The following is a 20,807-nucleotide window of genomic DNA, read 5'->3' as shown; positions in this document are numbered from 1 at the left end:
CGGCCCCCCGAGGAATCCAGAAGCCAGACCATGGGGATCCTCCAGCGGGCGGCCATCTCCATTAATTTAACGAACTTCAGTCCGTGCTGGGTGGCGATGGACCCCCCCAGGACGGTGAAATCGCTGGCATAGACGGCTATCCTCCTGCCCTCCACCCGGCCGGTACCCACCACGGCCCCGTCACAGGGTGCATCCATCCTCCGGCCGTCGATCCTTTCCCCGGTGGTATTGACACAAGACCCTAATTCCTGAAAGGTGCCAGGGTCCAGAAGGTGTTGAATCCTCTCCCTGGCCGTCAATTTGCCCCTCTGGTGCTGCCGTTCGATATGTTCCCGGCCGCCGCCCAAAAGGTTTTGTTCCTGAATTGCTCTCAGCTTTTGAATCGCCAGATCGTATCGTTCACCCATAGAAACCCCTTTAAAACCAAAGGTTCAAGGTCCAAGGTTTACGGTTTACGGTAAAACTTCTTAAGAAGTTCATTACACCTTGCGCCTTGCACTTATTGCTTTACGCCTTTTCTCGTCACTCGCCACTCGTCACTCGTGACTCTTTACGCCGGCCGGATAGACCGCCTTTTTTCCGGCAGAATCTCTTTTTTATGCTGAACCGCCCGGATGGCCCGGATGATCCTGGGACGGGTGTCCCTCGGGTCAATCACTTCATGGGTCGTATAATAAGAGGTCCATATTTTGGCCAGATTCATTACTGAAAACTGTTCCTTGAGGATGCTCAAAAATTGATTAAACACCTGGTCGAAGTTGCCCTGTTCCCTGGCCTTGGCCAGTTCTTTATGAAAAATGGCATGGACCACCGTCTCCGGCCCTGTAGGAGCGAATTCGGCCGTGGGCCAGGTGTAAACAAAATCCGGAAACATCCGGGAACATCCCAGGACGATGTTGGCCCCCCCGTAAGAGCGTCTCAGGACCATGGTTATCTTCGGGCAGGTCAGGTGGGCATAGGAGTGGAGCAGTTTGGCCCCGTGGCGAATCACCCCGAGCCGTTCCCAGCGATCCCCAGGTGGAAAGGCGGTGGTATCCACCAGGGTCACCAGAGGAATATTGAAGGCATCCAGGAACCGCATAAAACGATCGTATTTATCCGAAGAATCCGGCTCCAGGATGCCGCTCATCTCATCAGGGTTGTTGGCCACGATACCGGCCGTAAATCCGCCGAAGCGGGCAAATCCGATGACCAGGTGAGAGGCGAAGTCCTCTTTAAGCTCAAAAAATTCTCCCTCATCGACGATTTTCTCGATGACCTGGTGTATGTCATAAGTGAACTTCGGGTTATCCGGCAGGACCCGGATCAGGTCCTCATCCCTTCGTTCCGGATCATCGCCCTTATCCAGATAAGGGGGCTTTTCCCAGCAATTCTGGGGGAGGAAGGCCAGGAGCTCCTTGACCTGGTCTATCGCCTCCGGATCCGTTTCGGCGATGATGTCGCATTGCCCGCTCTTGTTCATGTGGAACTCGGCCGTTCCCGCTTCAGCCGTTTTCTTTTCACCACCCAGCCAGAGAAAAGCATTGGGTCTGTTCATAATCAGGAAATCGGAAAGAACGGGCAGGGAGGCCATGACCCCGGTACAGGGACCGAGCAGCAAAGTGATCCGGGGGATGATTCCGGAATAAAGGCAGGACCATCTTAAAAGTTCGCTCAGACCATTGAACCCCGAATCGCCGCCCTTTATACTGATCCTCTCGCCCGCCGAGTCGATCATGCCGATGATCGGTATTCTATCCTGTCCGGCCATCTTGGTCAGATCGGTCAGCTTCCAAACGGCCTGGTCGCCCAATGACCCGGAAAGGACGGAAAAATCCATGGCATATAAGGCCACAGTCCGGCCCTGGACCTGGCCTGTTCCCATGATCACCCCGTCCGCAGGGCTGGGTCTTTTTCGACCGTCAAAAGGAGGGCGCCCATCCCGAACCAGGGAGCCGATCTCCTCGAAGCTGCCCGGATCGACCAGGCGATCAATCCTTTCCCGGGCGGTCAGCTTGCCGAAGGCATGTTGAGCTTGAAAGCGTTCTATCCCCCCTCCGGCCAGGTTCTCCTGCCGGACCCGTTCCAGGCGTTCCAGATAGCCGTCCATCCATTTACCCATAAATCATTACCTTAAATTTATTATATTTTCAGCGCCCCTTCAAATCCCTGGCTGATCGCATCAGCGATCTTGGCCGGTTTTCCGGCGTCCCCCAGGGTAATCATCTCGATCCCCTTTCCCTCCAGGGACTTTATTAAATCATCCATCGGCCTGACCCCCATGGCCAGGACAACCGTGTCGGCCGGGATAGACTCCTCCCCCCCATCGGTCATGACCTTAACGGAATCATCACAGACCTCCAGAAGGCGGGTCCTGGTCCTTAGGTTCACCCCCATTTGCTTCAGGCTCTTAATCAGAGACCAGCGGGAGGTACGGCCTACGTTATCGGCCACCTTCCCGGTCATCTCGATGATGGTTATTTCCCTTCCGGGGTTATGCAGCAGTTTTAAAGCCCATTCGGGCTCCTCGGCGTTGTGGGCCATCAGGAAGGTAAAGGTCTCCGGATCGGGGATTCCCATGGCCCCGATAAAATGAGCGGTTTCGCAGCCGGTGGCGCTTCCCCCGACAATGACTACCTTTTGACCTATCCGGGCGGCCCTCTCGCTTAAGACCTCCCAGGCATTGATTACCTGCGGCTTATCGGCTCCAGGAAAGTCCATGTTCAAGGGTCCGGCCCCGGTGGCGACGGCCAGAAAATCCGGTTTTTCTTTTTCGACCGATTCCGGGGTCAGACCGGTATTGAGATGGACCTTCACTCCCCAGTGCGCCATCCGGGTGGTCAGACTGCTGATGATTTTTCCGAACTCCTTTTTCCCGGGTGCAGCCATAGCCAGATTCACCTGACCGCCGAGGCGATCCCCTTTTTCATAAAGGGTCACCTCATGGCCCCTCTGGGCGGCGATGAGAGCGAATTCCATCCCGGCCGGCCCGCCGCCGGCCACCCAGACCTTTTTCCGGACCGGGGCCTTTTGGATTTGGAGGTCCTGTTCCCTCCCGGTCCGGGGGTTCAGGATGCAACCAACAGGCTGGGCTGAAAAGACGGCATCAAAGCATCCCTGGTTGCAGGAGATACAGGAGATCATTTCATCCATCCGGCCTTCTTTGACTTTATTGGGGAGTTCGGGATCGGCCAGAAGGGGTCTTCCCCAGCAAATCAGATCGCAGGCCCCTGACCGTAAGGCCCTCTCGGCGATCACCGGATCAGCCAGACGGTTGGAAGCAAAGACTGGGATACTGACCTTTTCCTTGATCCCCCGGGCCAGGTAAAGAAAGACACCGGCCGGTACGTCGCTGGTGAGCTGCGGGACATTGGTTTCATGCCAACCGCCGGTAACGTTGACGGCATCGATTCCGGCCTTTTGGGCCTCGGCCGCAAACCGGGAGGATTCGGTGTTGGTATGGCCCCCCTTCATGAAATCATTTCCGGACACCCGTACCCCCAGGGGGGTATCTTTCCCCAGGCTTTGCCGCACCTTCCGGATGATTTCCAGACCGAACCGCATTCTGTTTTCCAGGCTTCCGCCATATTCGTCGGTCCGTTGATTGGTCACGGGGGAAAGGAACTGATTGATGAGGTAGCCGGTGCAGGCCAGGATTTCGATAAAATCAACACCGGCTTCCCTGGCCCTTTCCGCAGCCTGGACATAAGCCTTCTGGACCTCTTGGATGTCTTCTCCGGTCATTTCCCGGGGGGTCTCGCCGGTAAGTTTACTGGCCAGGGGGGAAGGAGCCATGGAGGGCAGGCCACTTAAAAAAGAAAAGGCATAACGGCCCATGTGCATCAGTTGGGCCCCAATTCTGGACTCCGACTGGGTATGGATTTCCCTCACCAGAGCCTTTAAAGGACCGATCTGTTGATCTTCAAACAGCCCCGGGGTTACCGGGGCGCATCCCGCCCGGTCTATGGCCATGGGCCCGATAGTCAAAAGCCCCACCCCGCCCCTGGCCCGCTCCAGATAAAAGGCCCGGTGACGGTCATTAAGGGAATAGTCCGAGGTGTAAAGAAGACCCATGGCCGGCATGACGATCCGGTTTGGAATCTTAAGGCCGTTGATCATAATGGGTTCAAAGAGCCTGGCAAAATCCATAGCGACAAGCCTCCAATAAATGTTTCCATCAAATGATGGATAAGGGTCCATTAAATCAGAAAGCGATTTTAAAAGTCAAGGAAAAAGTTGAAGGGGCTATAGGCGATGGGCTATGGGCAATAGGTTAGTAACACTACAGGGACTTTGATTTTCTCATTTTCTTGAAAACCTGGATTCCCGATAAAGAAATTCGGAAATGACGGAAAAAATACCGCCCTAGGGTTAGGAGCCCCCGCCCCCTGATCCCCGCCCCCCGAATCATCCGTAATGTTTTTCTTCCTCATCCGGGTTTATGGCATCGCCTTCGATGTCCCTGGTCTGACCCTGCCTTTTTTTCAGTTCTTTATAATATTCATGCTGGATCAATAGATTCATAACCTGGTTGGTTCCGGTCCAGATCATGGCCAGGCGGCAATCCCGCAGCATCCGCTCAACGGGATAGACCGTGGTGTAGCCGATGCCGCCCATGATCTGCATGGCATTGTTGATGACCTGCCAGGCTGCTTCGGTGCCGACCTTCTTGGCCTCGGAAACCAGACGGCGCCCATCCTGGCCGGCATCCACCTTCCTGGCGGCTGCGTAGACCAGGGCCCTGGCTGCATCCAGGAGGACCACCGAATCGGCGACCATAAAATTAACCGCCTGGAAGTTATCAATGGTCTTTCCAAAAGCCTTGCGTCGCGTCGAATAGCGGGCCGCCACTTCCAGGGCCGCCCGGCCGGCCCCGACGCAACCGGCCCCGCTCAGCAACCGTTCCGGAATCATCATGCGGTTGAAAATGGCATAGGCGTTATGGAGATCACCCACGACATTTTCTTTGGGCACCCGCACATCCTTGAACACCAAACGGCCGGTGCCCCCGCCCCGGGTGCCCAGGAGGTTGTAAATACTCTGGACCTGGATCCCCATGGCCCTTTCGACGATGAAACAACTGATGGATTCATGAGGGGGGGCCTTAGGGTCTGATTTGGCATAAACCAAAAACCAATCCGAGTCCTGGGCGCCTACGACAAATCTTTTTTCCCCGTTCAATAAAAAAGAGTCCCCGTCCCTGACTGCGGTCGTGGTGGCCCCGAAAAAATCAGAACCGCCTCTCGGTTCGGTTAAGGCCTCGGCACTGTATAATTTACCGGCCAGATTCGGGGCCAGGTATTTTTCTTTTTGCTCCCTGGTGCCGAAGAGGTTAACAGCCTCGCCGACGATACTGGGCATGACATAGGCACAGGAGAGGGAATTGCCCAGGACCCCCACTTCTTCGACAGCCGCCACCTCAGCCGTCCAGTTCAGGCCCCGGCCGCCGTATTCTTTCGGGAACCTCGGACCTAATAGTTTTTTGGCTGCGGCCATTTCCACGAAAGGCCTGCCGGTTTCGATTTTGCCGGCATCCATGTCCCGGATTAATTGGCTGGGAACGGTTTTAACAAATTCCCGGACCTCCTGCCAGAAGGCCTTTTCATCTTCCTTAAGCAGAAATTCAAACATGACTTTCTCCTCTCTTTATAATAGGGGCTATGGGCAATGGGCGAGGGGCAATGGGTACGGTTTTCCTGATTTTTCTTTACCGATAGCCCATCGCCTATAGCCTCTTGCCTATAGCCTGTTTTTTTTAAAAAATCTCGGCTGAGAAGACATAAATTTTGCTGTTTTTATCCTTCCAGGCCTCTTTTGGAAGACCGGCCTTTTGACAGGTATGTTCCAAAAAAGTCAGGGAGTCCCAGCCGTACTCGGTAGCTACCTGGGGCAGTAGAAGCCCGGCGTTAAATCCTCTTTCGATAAACAGACCGTGTTTACCGACCTGGATCTCCTTTATGTCTTTGATCTGGCGGAAAGGGGTCAGTGCCGAGATTTCGATAGACAGGTCCTTGAGCTCCTTTTGGGAAAGTGGAGGGAACCGGGGATCCTGAAAAGCAGCCGCCTGGGCCATATCGATGATCGTTTGAGAAAGAGGTTTTATGGCCTGGGTATGGCCGATACAACCCCGCAATTGCCCCCGGGTCTTTAAGGTCACAAAGGCCCCCCGTTTCTCGGCTAACCGGACCGGTTCCCTATCCCGAGTCGGCATAGGATTTCCCAGGAGGTGATGTTCAATGGCTCCAAGGGCCAGTTTATGCAGAAAGTTTTTTTCCTCGTCGGAAAACCCTTCTTCTTTCCCGGGGGCCGGCCTTTCTTTTCCGGGGTTGGATTTAAACAGGGCTGCAGCCATATAACCTACTACGCCTGAGCGATCGCCGGTTACATCTCCGGAGTTGGCATATTTTAAAACCATGGCCCGATCGGCCGAAAGGAGTCTGGCTGTTTTCATTACCGTGACAATAGGCCCGCCGCCACAGGCCTCCACCTGATCTTGCGTTATGTCCTGCATCAGGCTTTTTTCATCAAAAGCAGCCACCCGGTCCAAAATTTTCTGATCCAGGGTCTTGGCCTGTCCATAGGGGTGGAAATGGGACAGATCGGAACTGGCCACCAGCAAGACTTTTTCCCCTTTGAGGGCCTTAGCCAAAGCCTGAGACATTTCCTGGCAGGTGGCAGGATCCTGAGAGCCTTGGATAATGGGGACGATTTTAAAGGCCCCAAGGGCCTCCTGCAAAAAAGGAAGCTGGATCTCCAGGGCATGTTCCTGGGCATGAGCCTCAGGGACATATTTAAAAATAGGGCTCAAATCGGAAATGGTCCGGGCCAGTGCCCCATCCACCGGAATGACACCCAGGGGGGTTTCATAGCCGGTCTTCTGGTCGATAGAGGCCCCTCGAAAGGGATAGCGGTGACTGGGGGCGATGACTACTACCTGGCTGAAGGGTTGGGTGAGCAGGAGCTTATAGGCATAGGCGGCCACCTGGCCGGAATAGGTGTAGCCGGCATGGGGAGCGATCAAGGCGACCAGTTCTGCTGACAGGCCAGGCCCTTCAGGAACAGCCTTAAAAAAACTCTGGATCTGGGAACGCAAGGCCTGCGGGTTCCCAGGATACCAACTGCCGGCAATAATGGATTTCCTTATGTCCTGTGACATAACCGACCTCCTTGCTTTGGCCCGACATTGAAAGAAACGATCTATTCCTTTGCCATTTTATTATAGGCTGCCCATGAGGCTTTTGAGCTCTGCGCAAAGGGCAGAGATCAAAAAAATTGTATCAGTTTAGCTTTTTGAAAAACTATTTTCACCGCAGAGACGCCAAGAACGCAAAGGGGAAATAATTTTTCCTTTCTGTTGAGAGGACAGAAAGGAAAAGCTTCCGCTACCCTTCGGCCGGCTTCCAAACGGAAGCCTTTGTTTTAGGTCGACGAAGTCGACCGCATAATTATGGCCGGAGGCCCTCCGGGACTAAGTCCAGAGTTGTTTTGTACAATCCCGCCTCTCACGGGATTGTACAATAATGATTCTCTCTGCGTACTTCGCGGCTTTGCGGTGAATAACGCGTTCTTTTCAAACACCTAAAGTGTTACAAAAAATTATACTCTTTGCCCTCGCCCTCTGCTCTCTGCCCTTTACCGGGTCTGGGCCTTGTTCAACATGGCAATGGGTTTGATCATAGCCAAAATATTTTGATGAACCTTAACAAGGTTATTGCCTGGGATGCCCATCATCAAATGCTGAGGATCAATCGCCGATTTCACCCGGCATCCCAGACCTAAAAAAGTCACATTGGCCTGGCCGGAGAGCAGAGGCCAGGTTGTAATGTCGGCACATCCTCCCAGGGCACCACCGGACTGTGGCAGGTCCATCCTGCCCCCTTTTTCATAATTAACAGCGTATAAAAGCCACATCACCTGTTGGCTGTCGGCTGTAAATACCACCACCTGGGGGTCCTCTTGAAAAGCCGTCAACGGGGCAATCAAGGCGGAACGGGTTTTCCCTTTTTCCAGATAATGGGATTTAAGCAGGGTTTCGGCCGAGGCTTCTTCGGTGGCGAACAAACCCACACCGTATTTTTCCAAGACCCCGTCGTCTAAAAAGGCCTCCATTTCGGTTTCAAAACCCAGGACTGAAGTCCCCAGTTTACAACCCATCTGCTCTCTTTTAAGCAGTAAAGTCCGTCCTTCCCCGGCCAGAACCAGGGCCTGGCAATAACTTTTCAGATTCTCGGTCGTTTGGGGGATATGGGCTGGGGGAGGTGTGTCCTGGTACAAAGTCACACCAACAGGGAGATATTGTAAATGAAGAAGTTGGGTCAAGTCCTGAGATATTTTTTCAAAATCGTTCAACGATCACCTCCTGGTGAGGCACAAGGTACAAGGCACAAGACTCAAGAAAAACCAAAACCCCGAGTTCAGCCATTGAACCTTATACCCTGCGCCTTGCGCCTTGTTTTTATTATACCCCATAATACTCCCGATACCAATCCACAAATCGTCTGATTCCCAATTCTATGGGGGTGGCCGGTTTAAAGCCCACATCCCTTATCAAATCTTCCACATCGGCATAGGTGGCCGGCACATCCCCGGGCTGAATGGGCATCATATTTTTTATAGCCTTTTTCCCGAGGCAATCCTCCAGGGCCTCAATAAAGGCCATGAGTTCCACCGGATGGTTATTCCCTATATTATACAAATGGTAGGGGGCAAAGCTGGCCGACGGTTCCGGCTGATCCCCCTTCCATTGCGGGTCCGGTTCGGGGATCCTGGCCATTATCCGGACCACCCCTTCGATGATATCGTCAATGTAAGTAAAGTCCCGTTGCATCTGGCCATAATTGTAGACATCAATGGGTTTTCCTTCGAGGATGGCCCTGGTAAAGAGGAATAAGGCCATGTCGGGCCGACCCCAAGGCCCATAGACCGTAAAAAAACGCAGGCCGGTGCAGGGTATTTTATACAGAGCCGAATAGGTATGGGCCATCAGTTCGTTGGCCTTCTTGGTAGCCGCGTACAAAGAGACGGGATGATCGACATTATCATGGACCGAGAAGGGCATCCGGGTATTGGCCCCGTAAACGGAACTGGAAGAGGCGAAGACCAGATGTTTGACCTTTTGGTGTCGGCACCCTTCCAGGATATTTAAAAATCCCATCAAATTGGTATCGGCATAGGAATAAGGATTTATCAGAGAATAGCGTACCCCGGCCTGGGCCGCCAGATTGACTACTATATCGAATCCCTGTTCAGCAAAAAGATCAGCCACGGCCTCTCGATCTACCAGATCTATTTTAGTCAATTGAAAAAGAGTATTATCCTCAATCTGTTTCAGGCGATCCTGCTTCAGCCGGACCTCATAATAATCATTCAGATTGTCCAGACCAACCACCTGATCTCCCGCCGCCAACAGGCGTTGGCAGAGATGGAAACCAATAAAACCGGCTGCACCGGTAACCAAAATTTTACGGGCCATAGTCTCTTTCTTGTTGCATAGGAATTTATTATTTTATAGATTCTTATACTTTAGTAAAAAATATCGGACTGGTCAAGCAAGATCTATTTCTTGAATTTTCCGTGCAACCCAACCCGGACCAGCCGGAACCAAGATTTTGGATATACAAAACATGTTAATAAAACCTCAATTGGTCCGGGTCCAAGGCGTGTTCTTTAAGAAATTCTATCCATTTTGCGTAGAATTATATTCTTTAGTTACCAAGGGCATCCTGTACGCAATAACCCAACTTGCCCTGTCAGGGTATTATGTGGTATAAGAAAAATATAGGAACCACGAATGATGAAAATATCGAATGTCGAAGTAAGGTTGGTTTTAAACCCGTAACGCGTAACTCGCAACCCGCAACGTTATTTTCGAACTAAACCGCCATGCCCCGCCTTTTGGGGCATGGCACCACGAAGCATGGAAATAGGCTCCTTGGAAGACGGATACTATTTTCGTATTAAAGGGGGTTGGATGAAAGAGGGTTCTTTGTGTCTATAAAGTTTTTGCAACTCCTTTACCTGTTCCAGCAATATGGATATTTGATTATTTTCACAGGGACCTTCTTTGAAGGGGAAACCACCCTGGTCCTGGGCGGCTTACTCTCTTTTCAGGGACATCTGAATTTCTGGCTGGTCATCTTTACGGCCACCTTCGCCTCTTATATAGGCCATGTGGTTTTTTATTTCCTGGGTAAAACCTCTTCTTCCTGGATATTGCTTCGGTTTCCTAAATTACGGCACAAAATCCAACAGGCCGAATATCTCATCCGCCGTTATGAAACTTTGAGCCTGTTCATCACCCAGTACATTTTCGGGATACGTTTAGCCAGCGCCCTGGCTTTCGGTATCCTGGATATGAAAATCGCCAAGTTCCTTTCCCTGCAATTGATCAGTTGTCTCATCTGGGCCATTCTTTTTACCTTTCTGGGTTATTGGGTAGGAGAAGCTTGTGATACCCTGGTTAAAAATATCGAATGGGCCATTCTATTAATCCTGATCATTGGGTTCTTTTCGGCCATGGTGGGACGAAAATTTTTTGATCACTGGCTTCGCTCCCGGTGATATAATAGAGTCCGTTTGGAGTTTGGAGCAATTAGTTTTGAGCAAAATCCAATTACTCCAAACTCAAAGACCCTGGATGCCGGATCAAGCCTGCCCCGTACTGGATACGGGGTCCGGCATAACGGAGAACAAATCAGCCCAGGGCTTAATCCAGGGCTATTTTTGTGTTAAACCGCCATGCCCCGCCTTTTGGGGCATGGCACCACGAAGCATGAAAATAGATTCATGGTTTAAGGTTTTTCATACTTGAAACTTGCATCTTGAAACTTGAAACTCTATTTTGTTCTAAAGGAACCCAATTATGCCCATAGAAAAAAAGACCCATTTTTCCATCTGGTATTTTGTTCTGGCCATGATTATTTTGATGGCCTTCCAGACCTACTTTCTGGCCGACCAGGTCGGTCAGATCCCTTACAATGAATTCAAGAAATTGTTGAAGGCCGGCAAGCTTTCGGACATCGTGATATATGATGACCTCGTCGCCGGAAAGGTCAAGACCGGAGAAATTGAAGGACTGATCTCGGCCGACACCCTGAAACAATTGGGAAAGGGAAAAGCAGACCACCCCTTTATTACTGCTCGCGTTCAGGACCCGGACCTGATCAAGGACCTGGAAACCGTAGGGGTAAAATTCACCGGGAAACTGGAAAATAAGCTCGTCAAGTTTTTCACCAATTGGATCCTGCCCATGATCTTTTTTGTCGTCCTTTGGGGGTTCCTCATGCGCCGCATGGGGGGGGCCAGCGGCGGTCTGATGTCCATCGGGAAAAGCAAGGCCAAGGTTTATATGGAAAAAGATATCAATATAAAATTTGATGATGTGGCCGGGATTGATGAGGCCAAGGAAGAACTGAAAGAAGTGATCGAATTCTTAAAAACGCCCCAGAAATTTCAACGTCTGGGCGGCAAGATCCCAAAGGGGGTCTTGTTGGTGGGCGCTCCGGGGACCGGTAAAACCTTATTAGCCAAAGCCGTGGCCGGTGAAGCCGGAGTCCCTTTCTTCAGTATGAGCGGCTCGGATTTTGTAGAGATGTTTGTCGGAGTGGGTGCGGCCCGGGTCCGGGACCTCTTCACCCAGGCCCAACAAAAGGCCCCCTGCATCATCTTTGTCGACGAATTGGATGCCATAGGAAAGGCCCGTGGCATCAATCCCATGGGGGGTCATGATGAACGGGAACAGACCCTCAACCAGCTTTTAGTCGAGATGGACGGCTTCAATACCGAAAAAGGAGTCATTATTATGGCCGCCACCAACCGTCCGGAAATCCTCGATCCGGCCCTGCTCCGTCCTGGGCGTTTTGACCGGCATGTGATGATCGATAAGCCGGATGTTCAAGGCCGGGAAGCGATCCTCAAGGTCCACAGCAAGGGAGTCACCCTGGCGTCTGAAGTGGACTTACGGGTGATCGCGGCGCGCACCCCCGGTTTTGTCGGCGCTGATCTGGCCAACATCGTAAACGAAGCGGCCCTGTTGGCGGCCCGAAAAGATAAAAAAGAAGTGGACATGCGGGACTTCGACGAAGCCATTGATCGGGTGATCGCCGGCCTGGAAAAGAAAAACCGGCGCATGAATGAGAAGGAAAAAGAGATCGTGGCTTTTCATGAATCGGGCCATGCCATTGTGGCCCAAATATTGCCGAACGCCGATCCGGTGCACAAGGTCTCCATCATCCCCCGGGGGATCGGGGCCTTGGGATACACCCAGCAACTGCCTACCGAAGACCGTTATCTGATGACGAAAAACGAATTGATGGATCGGATGAGCGTCCTCTTGGGAGGTCGTATCGCCGAAGAACTCCATTTCAAAGAAATTTCCACCGGGGCCCAGAACGATCTTTTACGGGCTACGGATATTGCCGAACGGATGGTTCGTGAATATGGAATGAGTGACCTTGGGGTAGTTACTTTTGAAAAGGAACGACGGCCCTTGTTTTTGGAAACCGGCATGGGATACGACACCGGACGTTCCATCAGCCAGGAGACGTCGCGCGACATCGATCAGGAAATTAAAAAAATCATTGAACAGGCCCGCATTTTAGCTGATAAAATCCTCAGAGAACATCAGGATCAACTGGCCCTGGTGGCCCAACGTCTGCTTGACAAAGAGGTGGTCGAAGGGGAAGAATTGAGGAAGATTCTTCATCAAGACTCGAAGTTGAAAGATTAAAACTAATCAGAGATATTTGAAATTTTTATGTTACTCGTTCCTGGTTACTCGTTCCTTGTTTTAACCAGCAACCAGTAACGAGCAACGAACTCCACAACCCGTAACAATGAAAATGTTAAAGATAAATTCGCAGATGTACTTTGTAAGAATCTTAATCGATAATGTCCTGGAATAAAAACAACACCCTCTATGATCTCTGGACTCGATACAAGTTTGTCCCTTTATACTGGAAGGTCCTCCCCATCTTTTTTTTATTGACGGTTATTTTTTTTCTGGATCAGATCTGGATCCCTTCTTTTATTCCTTCCGAGATCCTCCACCGACTTTATTATCTGCCCATTATCTTAAGCGGACTCCTCTTTGGACTGAAAGGAGGCTTTTTCTCGGCCTGCCTGGTCACCCTTTTATTCATCCCCCATTGGTTCGACTGGTTCCACTCCTCCATCTCCCATAGAGCCCACATTGATGAGGTGGTCCTCTTCTATGCCTTCGGAACCCTGATCGGACTTCTGGTCGATCGGGAAAGAATGGAAACACAACAAAGGCAGGACCAGGAGCATCTGGCGCTTATGGGAGAAGCGGCCGCCGCCGTAGCCCACGAATTAAAAAACCCGATCATTACCATCGGGGCCTATACCCAAAAAATATTTAAAAAAACCGGCCCCGAAGACCCTGCCCGGGAACGTCTGGTTGTGATCCTACAGGAGTGTCAACGGATTGAGGGTTTACTTAAAGACATGATCCACTTTTCCCGGCCTATAGCCCTTGACCTTTCCCGGGTGGATATCAATCTTATGATTAAAGAGGTCCTGAAAATCGTTCAACCCCAGGCGGAACAGAAGCTGATTGCCCTCAGTTCAAATCTGGCAGGAGATCTGCCTTCCCTGCCGGCCGATAAAAACCGTATTCATCAGGTCCTTAATAATCTGATTCTCAATGCCATCCAGGCCTCGGACCCTGAAGAACAGGTCCTGGTTCAAACCCAGAAACAAAAAGGGCAAATCTTAATCGAGATAATAGATAGAGGCTGCGGCATTTCAAGTGCCTGCCGGGATAGGATCTTCAACCCCTTTTTCTCAACTAAAAAGGAAGGGACGGGTATGGGCCTGGCTATCTCAAAAAGGATTATTGAATTGCATCAGGGGCAACTTTTTTTTCGGGATAACCAACCTTCGGGGACTATTTTTTGCATATCTTTGCCTTTAAGCAGAAAACCTCTCCAGACCCGAACCGGGATAAGTCAATAAAAAAAACCCTTTTATTGCGGTCTTTTTTAACTTTCCAATCGCCAAGGGGTCAAAATAAAAAATTCCTGTAAAGGATGGTCTATGAAACGGATTTTAATTGTTTTAATAATAGTTATGATTATCGGGACCGGGGTTTTTTTTGGATTCCGCACCTACCAAGCCCAAAAAAAAACCCCCCGCTTTAAGACCGAGGCCCTGACCCGAGGGTCCATTACCTCCCAGGTCGTTGCTACCGGGACAGTGAATCCGGTAACCCTGGTTCAGGTAGGCAGCCAGGTATCGGGAACTATCATTAAGCTCTACGCCGACTTTAATTCAGTCGTCCGGAAAGGACAGATTATCGCTCAGATCGATCCGGCCCTGTTTCAAGCCAAAGTGGATCAGACTGAGGCCGAACAGAAAAATGCCCGAGCCCTGTTGGAGAAAGAAAAGACCGCCCTGGCCGACAATCTGCGTACCTTTAACCGTTACAAGGCCCTTTTTAAAGACCACCTGGTTTCCCAGAATGATTTGGATCAAGCCCAGCTAAAACACGACCTTTCCATTTCTCTGGTAAAGACGGCCGAAGCCCAGATCGAAACGGCCAAAGCCAATTGGTCTTCGGCCAAGATCAACTTGAATTATACCACTATCCGGTCCCCGGTTAACGGTACGGTGGTTAACCGCAATGTTGATGTAGGCCAGACCGTGGCAGCCAGCCTCCAGGCCCCCACCCTTTTCACCATTGCCCGGGACCTGACCAATATGCAAGTGGATACCAACGTGGATGAAGCCGATATCGGCCGCCTTAAAGTAGGGCAGGCCGCCAGCTTCACCGTAGATTCCTATCCGGGCGAACCTTTTTCGGCCAGGGTTTCTCAAATTCGGAATGCCCCGACCACCGTCCAGAATGTGGTGACCTATGATGTCGTCCTGGGGGTTAAAAATCCGGAGTTGAAATTAAAACCCGGTATGACCGCCAATGTTTCTGTTATTATCGAAGAAAAAGACGGGATCATTAAAATCCCCAACGCCGCTTTGCGCTTTAAAATGCCGATCCCGCCATCCAAAAGCAAAAATATTGAAGAACTCAAGAAAAAATGGAAGGGATTGTCAATGTTATGGATATTAGGCCCCGAAAAAACCCCGAAACCTACCTTTATCAAGCCCGGTGTCAACGACGGCCAATATACTGAAATGGCCAAAGGGCGGCTCAAGGAAGGGGATCTGATCATCACCGATTTACTCGCCGACAAAAATAAGAAACCGGCCTCCAATCAACAGCAGTCCGCTCCGAGGATGCGATTATAATCGAGATGGAACTCCTGATTCAAGTTCAAGACCTGTATAAGATTTACAACCTGGGGGATATTGAAATTCCGGCCCTGAATGGTATATCCTTATCCATTCAAACCGGCGAATTCGTCTCCATTATGGGATCATCGGGATCCGGAAAATCGACTTTTATGAATATCCTGGGCTGTCTGGATGTCCCCACCAGGGGCTCCTATCTATTAAATGGAACGGATATCGGCACGTTAAGCCGGGATGCCCTGGCCCACTTGCGCAATGAAAAAATCGGCTTTGTCTTTCAGGGATTCAACCTTCTGGCCCGAACTTCGGCCCTGGAAAATGTCGAGCTGCCTTTATTATACGGCCCCACCCATTCCAGGGAACGCCGTCGCAAGGCCATGGAGGCCCTGGCCTCCGTGGGCTTGGCCGGCCGGGAGGGCCATCATCCCAATCAGCTTTCCGGGGGCCAGCAACAACGGGTGGCCATTGCCCGGGCACTGGTCAACAACCCATCCATTATCATGGCCGACGAACCGACCGGAAACTTGGATACCAAGACCAGCCTGGAGATCATGCAGCTTTTGACCCATCTTAATGAGGATCAGAAAATAACCATTATCCTGGTTACCCATGAACAGGATATCTCGACCTTTACCCGACGGATCATCCAATTTAAGGATGGCCAGGTCTTGCAGGACCGGCTCCTGGAGCCGAAGTCGGGGATCGGGGATCAGGGGGCGGTGCTTCGTGGTGACCCAACGGGTCATGAGGGTTTAATATGAAACCGTTATCCAGTCTCAAGGTGGCCTTGCGTGCCTTGCAGATCAACAAGATGCGCTCTTTTTTAACCATGCTGGGCATCATCATCGGCGTCGGGGCGGTCATTGTCATGGTCGCCATCGGGTCCGGTGCCCGGGAAATGATTGCCCAGCAAATCGCCAGCATGGGCTCCAACCTCATGATCGTCCTGCCTGGTGCGACGACGGCCGGCGGAGCCCGAATGGGGTTTGGTTCCGTATCCACCCTGACCTCTGATGATGCCAAGGCTATCAAGGAAGAGTGCTCGGCGGTCAAGGCGGTGGCCCCGATTTGGGGCGGTGTTACCCAGGTCGTTTTTGGGAATCAAAACTGGAATACCGGAGTCAACGGTACGACCTCTGACTTTTTTGATATTCGGGATTGGCCCATCGCCTCAGGCCGCACCTTTACCGAACAGGAGATCACCGGGGCCGTCAAGGTAGCCATAGTCGGCCAAAGCGTGGTGGAGAATCTTTTTGGAACTCAGAATCCCCTGGGCCAGATCATCCGAATCAAAAAGGTCCCCTTTACGGTTATCGGGGTCCTTTCTTCCAAAGGCCAATCCCCCCGGGGAGACGACCAGGATGATGTGGTCTATATTCCCTTGACCACCTCACAAAAAAAGGTCTTCGGGAGCGCCCTGCCTAATACGGTCAGGATCATCACGGTCCAGGCCCGTGATATGGAGTCCATGGCCGAAGCGGAGAAACAGGTCAATGACCTTTTATCCCAGCGTCATCGAACAGGGCGCGGTCAATTGCCGGACTTTACGGTCCGGAACCTGACGGAGATCATGGCCACGGCCGAACAATCGGCCAAGGTCATGTCGTTACTCCTCGGCTCTATTGCTTTGGTATCCCTGCTGGTCGGAGGAATCGGTATTATGAATATCATGCTGGTATCGGTGACCGAACGGACCAGGGAAATCGGTATCCGCATGGCCGTGGGGGCCAGGGGCCTTGATATCCTTTTTCAATTCTTAACCGAATCGGTAGTCTTGAGTCTGGTCGGTGGTTTGATTGGAATCGGGCTGGGTGTCCTGGGGGCCAAAATAACGTCAAGCTTTTCCGGATGGAACGTCCTCATTTCCTATTGGGCCTTATTGATCTCTTTTTCTTTTGCAGCAGCCGTAGGGATTTTTTTCGGATTCTATCCGGCCCACAAGGCCTCCCGACTCAATCCCATTGATGCTCTTCGATATGAATAGGGAAATATCGAATTAGGACACAGATTTTCGCCGATAAACGCAGATAATTATTAAACCCTCATGCCCCTTTGGGGCATCGACAAAGCTGAAAAATGGGTTTTTCCGAACCTTGAACCCTGAACCTTGAACCGTATTTTTTGAATTAAAACGTGGCCAGCAATTGATTAAAAAGATAGCTGGCTTTTTTATCCATCTCCTGTAAAGCCTCTTTATTCAACCCGGCACCTTCTACAATTCTTCCCCGTTGGTCCGGAGCAATGATATCTTCCGGGGCATGGGTATCGGAATCCAGGATCAGTTCGGCCCCGCCTTCTTGAGCCAGACGCGCCACATGGCCGTTGGTCAGACAGTGCCCTTTGCGGGAGGTAATCTCGAGAAAAACCCCTTTCCGGGCAGCCATTCGGACTTCCTCGGGCGTTATCAAACCCGGATGGGCCAAGATGTGCACGCCGGCCTCGATAGCGGCCCGATTGGTTCCGGGCGGTACCGGCTCGGCAATGGTTTCCCCGTGGACGACGATGAGACAGGCCCCGAGATCTCTGGCTTTTTGGACCAAACCGGGTATGGTCTCCGGGGGGACATGGGTCAATTCAATGCCGGGGATGACCTTAATGTTCCAGTGGTTATTTAATTCCCGGACTACGGAGGCGATTCGGGGAACGACATGGTCGATATTGGAAACATCAGCGTGATCGGTAATGGCCCAATACCGGTACCCTTTTACCTCGGCCCTTCTGACCAGTTCAGAAGGCAGGAGAACACCGTCACTGAGCAGGGAATGGGAATGCAGATCGATCATATGGTTATGATGGTCTAAGGTGTACGGTTTATGGTATACGGTTCAGGGTTTAGATCGCTGGTGTGGAGCCATTAAGTATCCTTATGCCTTACACCTTGAACCTTGTACCTTGAACCTTTTTTTATCACATCTTATATTTCCCGAAATCATCGGGCGAAAGGGATTCCAGAATTTCCGTCCATTTCTTTCCCTCTTCGGATTGAATTTCTTCTTTGTTTCCCAGGTCTACCGCCTTGGATTTTTGAATGACCTGTTCTTCGACATAAATGGGGGCCTGGGCCCGCAAGGCCAGGGCGATGGCATCACTGGGGCGGGCATCCATTGAGAATTCTTTACCTTGGAGGATTAGATGCATAAGGGCGAAAAAAGTGTTATCCCTGAGGTCACAAATTTCGACCTTGGCCAGTTTGACGCCTACTTGATCCATCAGGTTTTTCACTAAATCATGGGTCATAGGCCTCGAAAATTTAATATTTTCGAGTTCGCTGGCAATGGCCGTAGCTTCCAAAAGCCCAATCCAGATCGGAACGGTCTTGTCTCCTTCCAAATCTTTAAGGATCATGATCGGGCTGTTGGTCAAGGGGTCAATGGTCAACCCGAACACCTTCATTTGAATGGACATATTACCTCCTGATGAGAGGATGCAAGTTACAAGTTGCAGGTTGCAAGATTCAAAATTCAAAAAGCAAGATGCCGCTTTCAGAATACCGGGTGCATCAGGCATCGACTCTATAGGTACCTTCCCTTCAAGGAATGGACATGGGCTTTTTCAATATGGACCGGGACCGTTTTCCCCAACAAGCCCGAAGGCCCGGGGAAATTAATAATTTTATTGGACCGGGTCCTTCCCATCCATTCCTGAGAGGATTTTTTACTGGTTCCTTCAACTAATACCTCTTGAATCGTCCCCTCCATTTTTTGATTTTTGAAAAGGGTGATTTTTTTTTGACAGGTCTGGAGCTCTTTTAGCCGCCGACCTTTCTCCTCTTCATCGACCTTTCCGGAAAAATTTCGGGCCGACGTCAAGGGACGATCCGAATATTTAAAGGAAAACAAGTTGTCAAATTGGACGGTTCGAATAAGATCCATAGTTTGTTCAAAATCGGCTTCGGTCTCTCCTGGAAATCCGACGATAATATCGCTGGTGATCGCTATACCGGAACATCGTTCCCGGAGCTGACTGATCTTTTCCTGATACCCTTCCCGGGTATAACGTCTGTTCATCCTTTCCAGTATCCGGTTTGATCCGGTCTGAACCGGCAGGTGGATATGGTTGCATAAAATCGAGATGCGGCCAAAACAGTCGATCAATTCCGGGGAAAGATCTTTTGGATGGGAAGTAGTAAAGCGAATCCTTTCCAGTCCGGGGATCTGTTCCAGACTATGCAGGAGTTGGGCAAAAGAAAGTTCCCCCGCCCGATTCTGACCATAAGAATTTACATTTTGCCCCAGGAGAAGGATTTCTTTAACCCCTTTAGTGCTTAGCATTTCCACCTCAGCCAGTATTTCCGGGCTGGGACGGCTTTCCTCAGGTCCGCGGACAAAGGGTACGACACAATAAGCGCAATAATTATTACAACCTTGCATAATGGTTACCGAGGCATTAAGCTCCTGTAAAGGGCCATCGGTCATAAGCAAGAGGTTGGGATAAAGGCCTCCCGGAGTCAGCTCGATACGGGACAACCGGATTTTATCCCTCCCGATCTCTTCGATCAGGTCGGGAAGTTGGGGGATTAATCGGGTCCCAAAGACCAAATCCAGGTGGGGTACCCTGGCCAATAAACGCTCCCCTTCCTGTTGGGCCACACATCCGCCGACCCCGATGACCAGATCGGGGTTCCTGTCCTTTAACCGCTTAAGCCGCCCCAAAAGACTATAGGTCTTCTCTTCCGCCTTTTGGCGGATACTGCAGGTATTGACCAGAATCAGGTCGGCCTCTTCCATCTCCTCGGTGACCTGGTAATCGTAAGAGGCCAAGATCTGGGTAATGGCCAGAGAATCCCTTTCGTTCATCTGACAGCCAAAGGTGGCGATGTGGACTTGTTTCATATTAAATAATATCCTATCAAAATTCTTATAAAATTTCAAGAAAGAAAGGGGATCGATAAAATTTCCTTGACTTCTGCGGCGTAAAGGATACATGTGTAAAAATTAAATAACAGACCAAGACATGATTCCCCTCAAGGATGACATCCCCACTCAAACCGTACCTCTGATTACCATTGGTATTATTGTCCTCAATATCCTGGTTTATCTCTATCAATTAACCCTGCCGGCCGAAAGCCTGGAAAACTTCATCTTTCAATATGGGGCCATCCCCGCCCAGTTGACCCACCCCTTTTTTCAAGACCCTTCTTATCCCAGGGCTATCCCTTCGGTCCTGACCGTTTTTACCTCCATGTTTCTCCATGGCGGCCTGATCCATTTACTCGGAAACATGCTTTATCTTTGGATCTTTGGTAACAACGTGGAGGACTCCCTGGGCCACCTCAAATTTATTATTTTCTACCTGATTTCCGGTTTTTTCGCCGCCTTTATCCATACCTTTTCGGACCTCAACTCCGCCGTTCCCATGATCGGTGCCAGCGGGGCCATTGCCGGGATCTTAGGGGCCTACCTGATCCTTTTCCCCAGGGCCAATGTCTCCACCCTTTTTATTTTTATTATCTTTTTCAAGGTCATTAGAATTCCGGCTGTTCTGGTCCTGGGTTTATGGTTTTTGGTTCAACTGTTAAACGCCGGCAGCGAAGGAGGTTCAGTCGCCTGGTATGCCCATGT

The 20,807-nt window shown here is 50.9% G+C and carries 17 protein-coding genes; 7 read left to right on the top strand and 10 right to left on the bottom strand.

From position 1 onward, the window contains the following. From HY879_23025 to HY879_22995, 7 genes are all read right to left on the bottom strand, one after another. On the bottom strand, positions 1–407 hold a 407-nt coding region (locus HY879_23025), incomplete at its 3' end, for a propionyl-CoA carboxylase (GenBank protein MBI5606217.1). Positions 408–550: 143 nt separating this feature from the next. After that, the gene (locus tag HY879_23020; protein ID MBI5606216.1) at positions 551–2,101 is read right to left on the bottom strand and encodes a propionyl-CoA carboxylase; all 1,551 of its coding nucleotides are present in this window, start codon (positions 2,099–2,101) and stop codon (positions 551–553) included. Positions 2,102–2,121: 20 nt separating this feature from the next. Next, positions 2,122–4,128 carry an FAD-dependent oxidoreductase gene (locus HY879_23015; GenBank protein ID MBI5606215.1) on the bottom strand — a complete coding sequence of 669 codons (2,007 nt, stop codon included), beginning with the start codon at positions 4,126–4,128 and terminating at the stop codon, positions 2,122–2,124. A 258-nt stretch (positions 4,129–4,386) separates the two neighbouring features. Further along, complete coding sequence (locus HY879_23010; GenBank protein ID MBI5606214.1) at positions 4,387–5,610, bottom strand: acyl-CoA/acyl-ACP dehydrogenase; 1,224 nt, start codon at positions 5,608–5,610, stop codon at positions 4,387–4,389. A 124-nt stretch (positions 5,611–5,734) separates the two neighbouring features. Continuing rightward, the gene (gene amrB / locus HY879_23005; protein ID MBI5606213.1) at positions 5,735–7,135 is read right to left on the bottom strand and encodes an AmmeMemoRadiSam system protein B; all 1,401 of its coding nucleotides are present in this window, start codon (positions 7,133–7,135) and stop codon (positions 5,735–5,737) included. Between the two features lie 476 nt (positions 7,136–7,611). After that, entirely contained in the window at positions 7,612–8,328 is a 717-nt protein-coding gene (locus tag HY879_23000) for a DUF169 domain-containing protein (protein MBI5606212.1), read from the bottom strand. A gap of 109 nt (positions 8,329–8,437) precedes the next feature. Further along, entirely contained in the window at positions 8,438–9,451 is a 1,014-nt protein-coding gene (locus tag HY879_22995) for an NAD-dependent epimerase (protein ID MBI5606211.1), read from the bottom strand. Between the two features lie 515 nt (positions 9,452–9,966). Between HY879_22995 and HY879_22990 the strand changes: the two genes are divergently transcribed. The 6 genes from HY879_22990 to HY879_22965 all read left to right on the top strand — a co-directional run bounded on the left by HY879_22990 (position 9,967) and on the right by HY879_22965 (position 17,230). Next, positions 9,967–10,539 (top strand): DedA family protein, encoded by a 573-nt coding sequence (locus HY879_22990; GenBank protein ID MBI5606210.1) that lies wholly within the window; start codon positions 9,967–9,969, stop codon positions 10,537–10,539. Between the two features lie 301 nt (positions 10,540–10,840). Beyond that, positions 10,841–12,706 (top strand): ATP-dependent metallopeptidase FtsH/Yme1/Tma family protein, encoded by a 1,866-nt coding sequence (locus HY879_22985; protein MBI5606209.1) that lies wholly within the window; start codon positions 10,841–10,843, stop codon positions 12,704–12,706. A 161-nt stretch (positions 12,707–12,867) separates the two neighbouring features. Then, a complete protein-coding gene (locus tag HY879_22980; protein ID MBI5606208.1) occupies positions 12,868–13,953 on the top strand; it encodes a hypothetical protein in 1,086 nt (361 codons plus the stop codon). An 81-nt stretch (positions 13,954–14,034) separates the two neighbouring features. Then, the gene (locus HY879_22975) at positions 14,035–15,243 is read left to right on the top strand and encodes an efflux RND transporter periplasmic adaptor subunit (GenBank protein MBI5606207.1); all 1,209 of its coding nucleotides are present in this window, start codon (positions 14,035–14,037) and stop codon (positions 15,241–15,243) included. A gap of 14 nt (positions 15,244–15,257) precedes the next feature. Beyond that, on the top strand, positions 15,258–16,007 hold the full coding sequence (locus HY879_22970; protein ID MBI5606206.1) for an ABC transporter ATP-binding protein: 750 nt from the start codon (positions 15,258–15,260) through the stop codon (positions 16,005–16,007). Next, positions 16,004–17,230 (top strand): ABC transporter permease, encoded by a 1,227-nt coding sequence (locus HY879_22965; protein MBI5606205.1) that lies wholly within the window; start codon positions 16,004–16,006, stop codon positions 17,228–17,230. The genes HY879_22970 and HY879_22965 overlap by 4 nt, the downstream gene beginning before the upstream one ends. A 142-nt stretch (positions 17,231–17,372) precedes the next feature. On the opposite strand, the gene HY879_22960 is transcribed toward HY879_22965, so the two are convergent. The 3 genes from HY879_22960 to miaB form a co-directional block, all read right to left on the bottom strand. Further along, on the bottom strand, positions 17,373–18,029 hold the full coding sequence (locus HY879_22960; GenBank protein MBI5606204.1) for a histidinol phosphate phosphatase domain-containing protein: 657 nt from the start codon (positions 18,027–18,029) through the stop codon (positions 17,373–17,375). A gap of 124 nt (positions 18,030–18,153) precedes the next feature. After that, complete coding sequence (locus HY879_22955) at positions 18,154–18,651, bottom strand: bifunctional nuclease family protein (GenBank protein ID MBI5606203.1); 498 nt, start codon at positions 18,649–18,651, stop codon at positions 18,154–18,156. A gap of 107 nt (positions 18,652–18,758) precedes the next feature. Continuing rightward, the gene (gene miaB / locus HY879_22950) at positions 18,759–20,078 is read right to left on the bottom strand and encodes a tRNA (N6-isopentenyl adenosine(37)-C2)-methylthiotransferase MiaB (GenBank protein ID MBI5606202.1); all 1,320 of its coding nucleotides are present in this window, start codon (positions 20,076–20,078) and stop codon (positions 18,759–18,761) included. Between the two features lie 121 nt (positions 20,079–20,199). On the opposite strand from miaB, the gene HY879_22945 reads away from it, so the two are divergent. After that, positions 20,200–20,807: rhomboid family intramembrane serine protease (locus tag HY879_22945; GenBank protein MBI5606201.1), on the top strand; the 608-nt coding region annotated here is incomplete at its 3' end.

This window comes from Deltaproteobacteria bacterium (assembly GCA_016219225.1).
GTDB lineage: Bacteria > Desulfobacterota > RBG-13-43-22 > RBG-13-43-22 > RBG-13-43-22 > RBG-13-43-22.
The sequence above is the reverse complement of the archived record's forward strand: the minus strand, read 5'-3'. Positions and strand labels throughout refer to the sequence as shown.

Bases quoted from the DNA above. Each gene is read 5' to 3' on its own strand.
- HY879_23020 (MBI5606216.1), bottom strand. From the start codon at position 2,101: ATGGGTAAATGGATGGACGGCTATCTGGAACGCCTGGAACGGGTCCGG.
- HY879_23015 (MBI5606215.1), bottom strand. From the start codon at position 4,128: ATGGATTTTGCCAGGCTCTTTGAACCCATTATGATCAACGGCCTTAAG.
- HY879_23010 (MBI5606214.1), bottom strand. From the start codon at position 5,610: ATGTTTGAATTTCTGCTTAAGGAAGATGAAAAGGCCTTCTGGCAGGAG.
- amrB (MBI5606213.1), bottom strand. From the start codon at position 7,135: ATGTCACAGGACATAAGGAAATCCATTATTGCCGGCAGTTGGTATCCT.
- HY879_22995 (MBI5606211.1), bottom strand. From the start codon at position 9,451: ATGGCCCGTAAAATTTTGGTTACCGGTGCAGCCGGTTTTATTGGTTTC.
- HY879_22985 (MBI5606209.1), top strand. From the start codon at position 10,841: ATGCCCATAGAAAAAAAGACCCATTTTTCCATCTGGTATTTTGTTCTG.
- HY879_22980 (MBI5606208.1), top strand. From the start codon at position 12,868: ATGTCCTGGAATAAAAACAACACCCTCTATGATCTCTGGACTCGATAC.
- HY879_22975 (MBI5606207.1), top strand. From the start codon at position 14,035: ATGAAACGGATTTTAATTGTTTTAATAATAGTTATGATTATCGGGACC.
- HY879_22965 (MBI5606205.1), top strand. From the start codon at position 16,004: ATGAAACCGTTATCCAGTCTCAAGGTGGCCTTGCGTGCCTTGCAGATC.
- HY879_22960 (MBI5606204.1), bottom strand. From the start codon at position 18,029: ATGATCGATCTGCATTCCCATTCCCTGCTCAGTGACGGTGTTCTCCTG.
- HY879_22955 (MBI5606203.1), bottom strand. From the start codon at position 18,651: ATGTCCATTCAAATGAAGGTGTTCGGGTTGACCATTGACCCCTTGACC.
- miaB (MBI5606202.1), bottom strand. From the start codon at position 20,078: ATGAAACAAGTCCACATCGCCACCTTTGGCTGTCAGATGAACGAAAGG.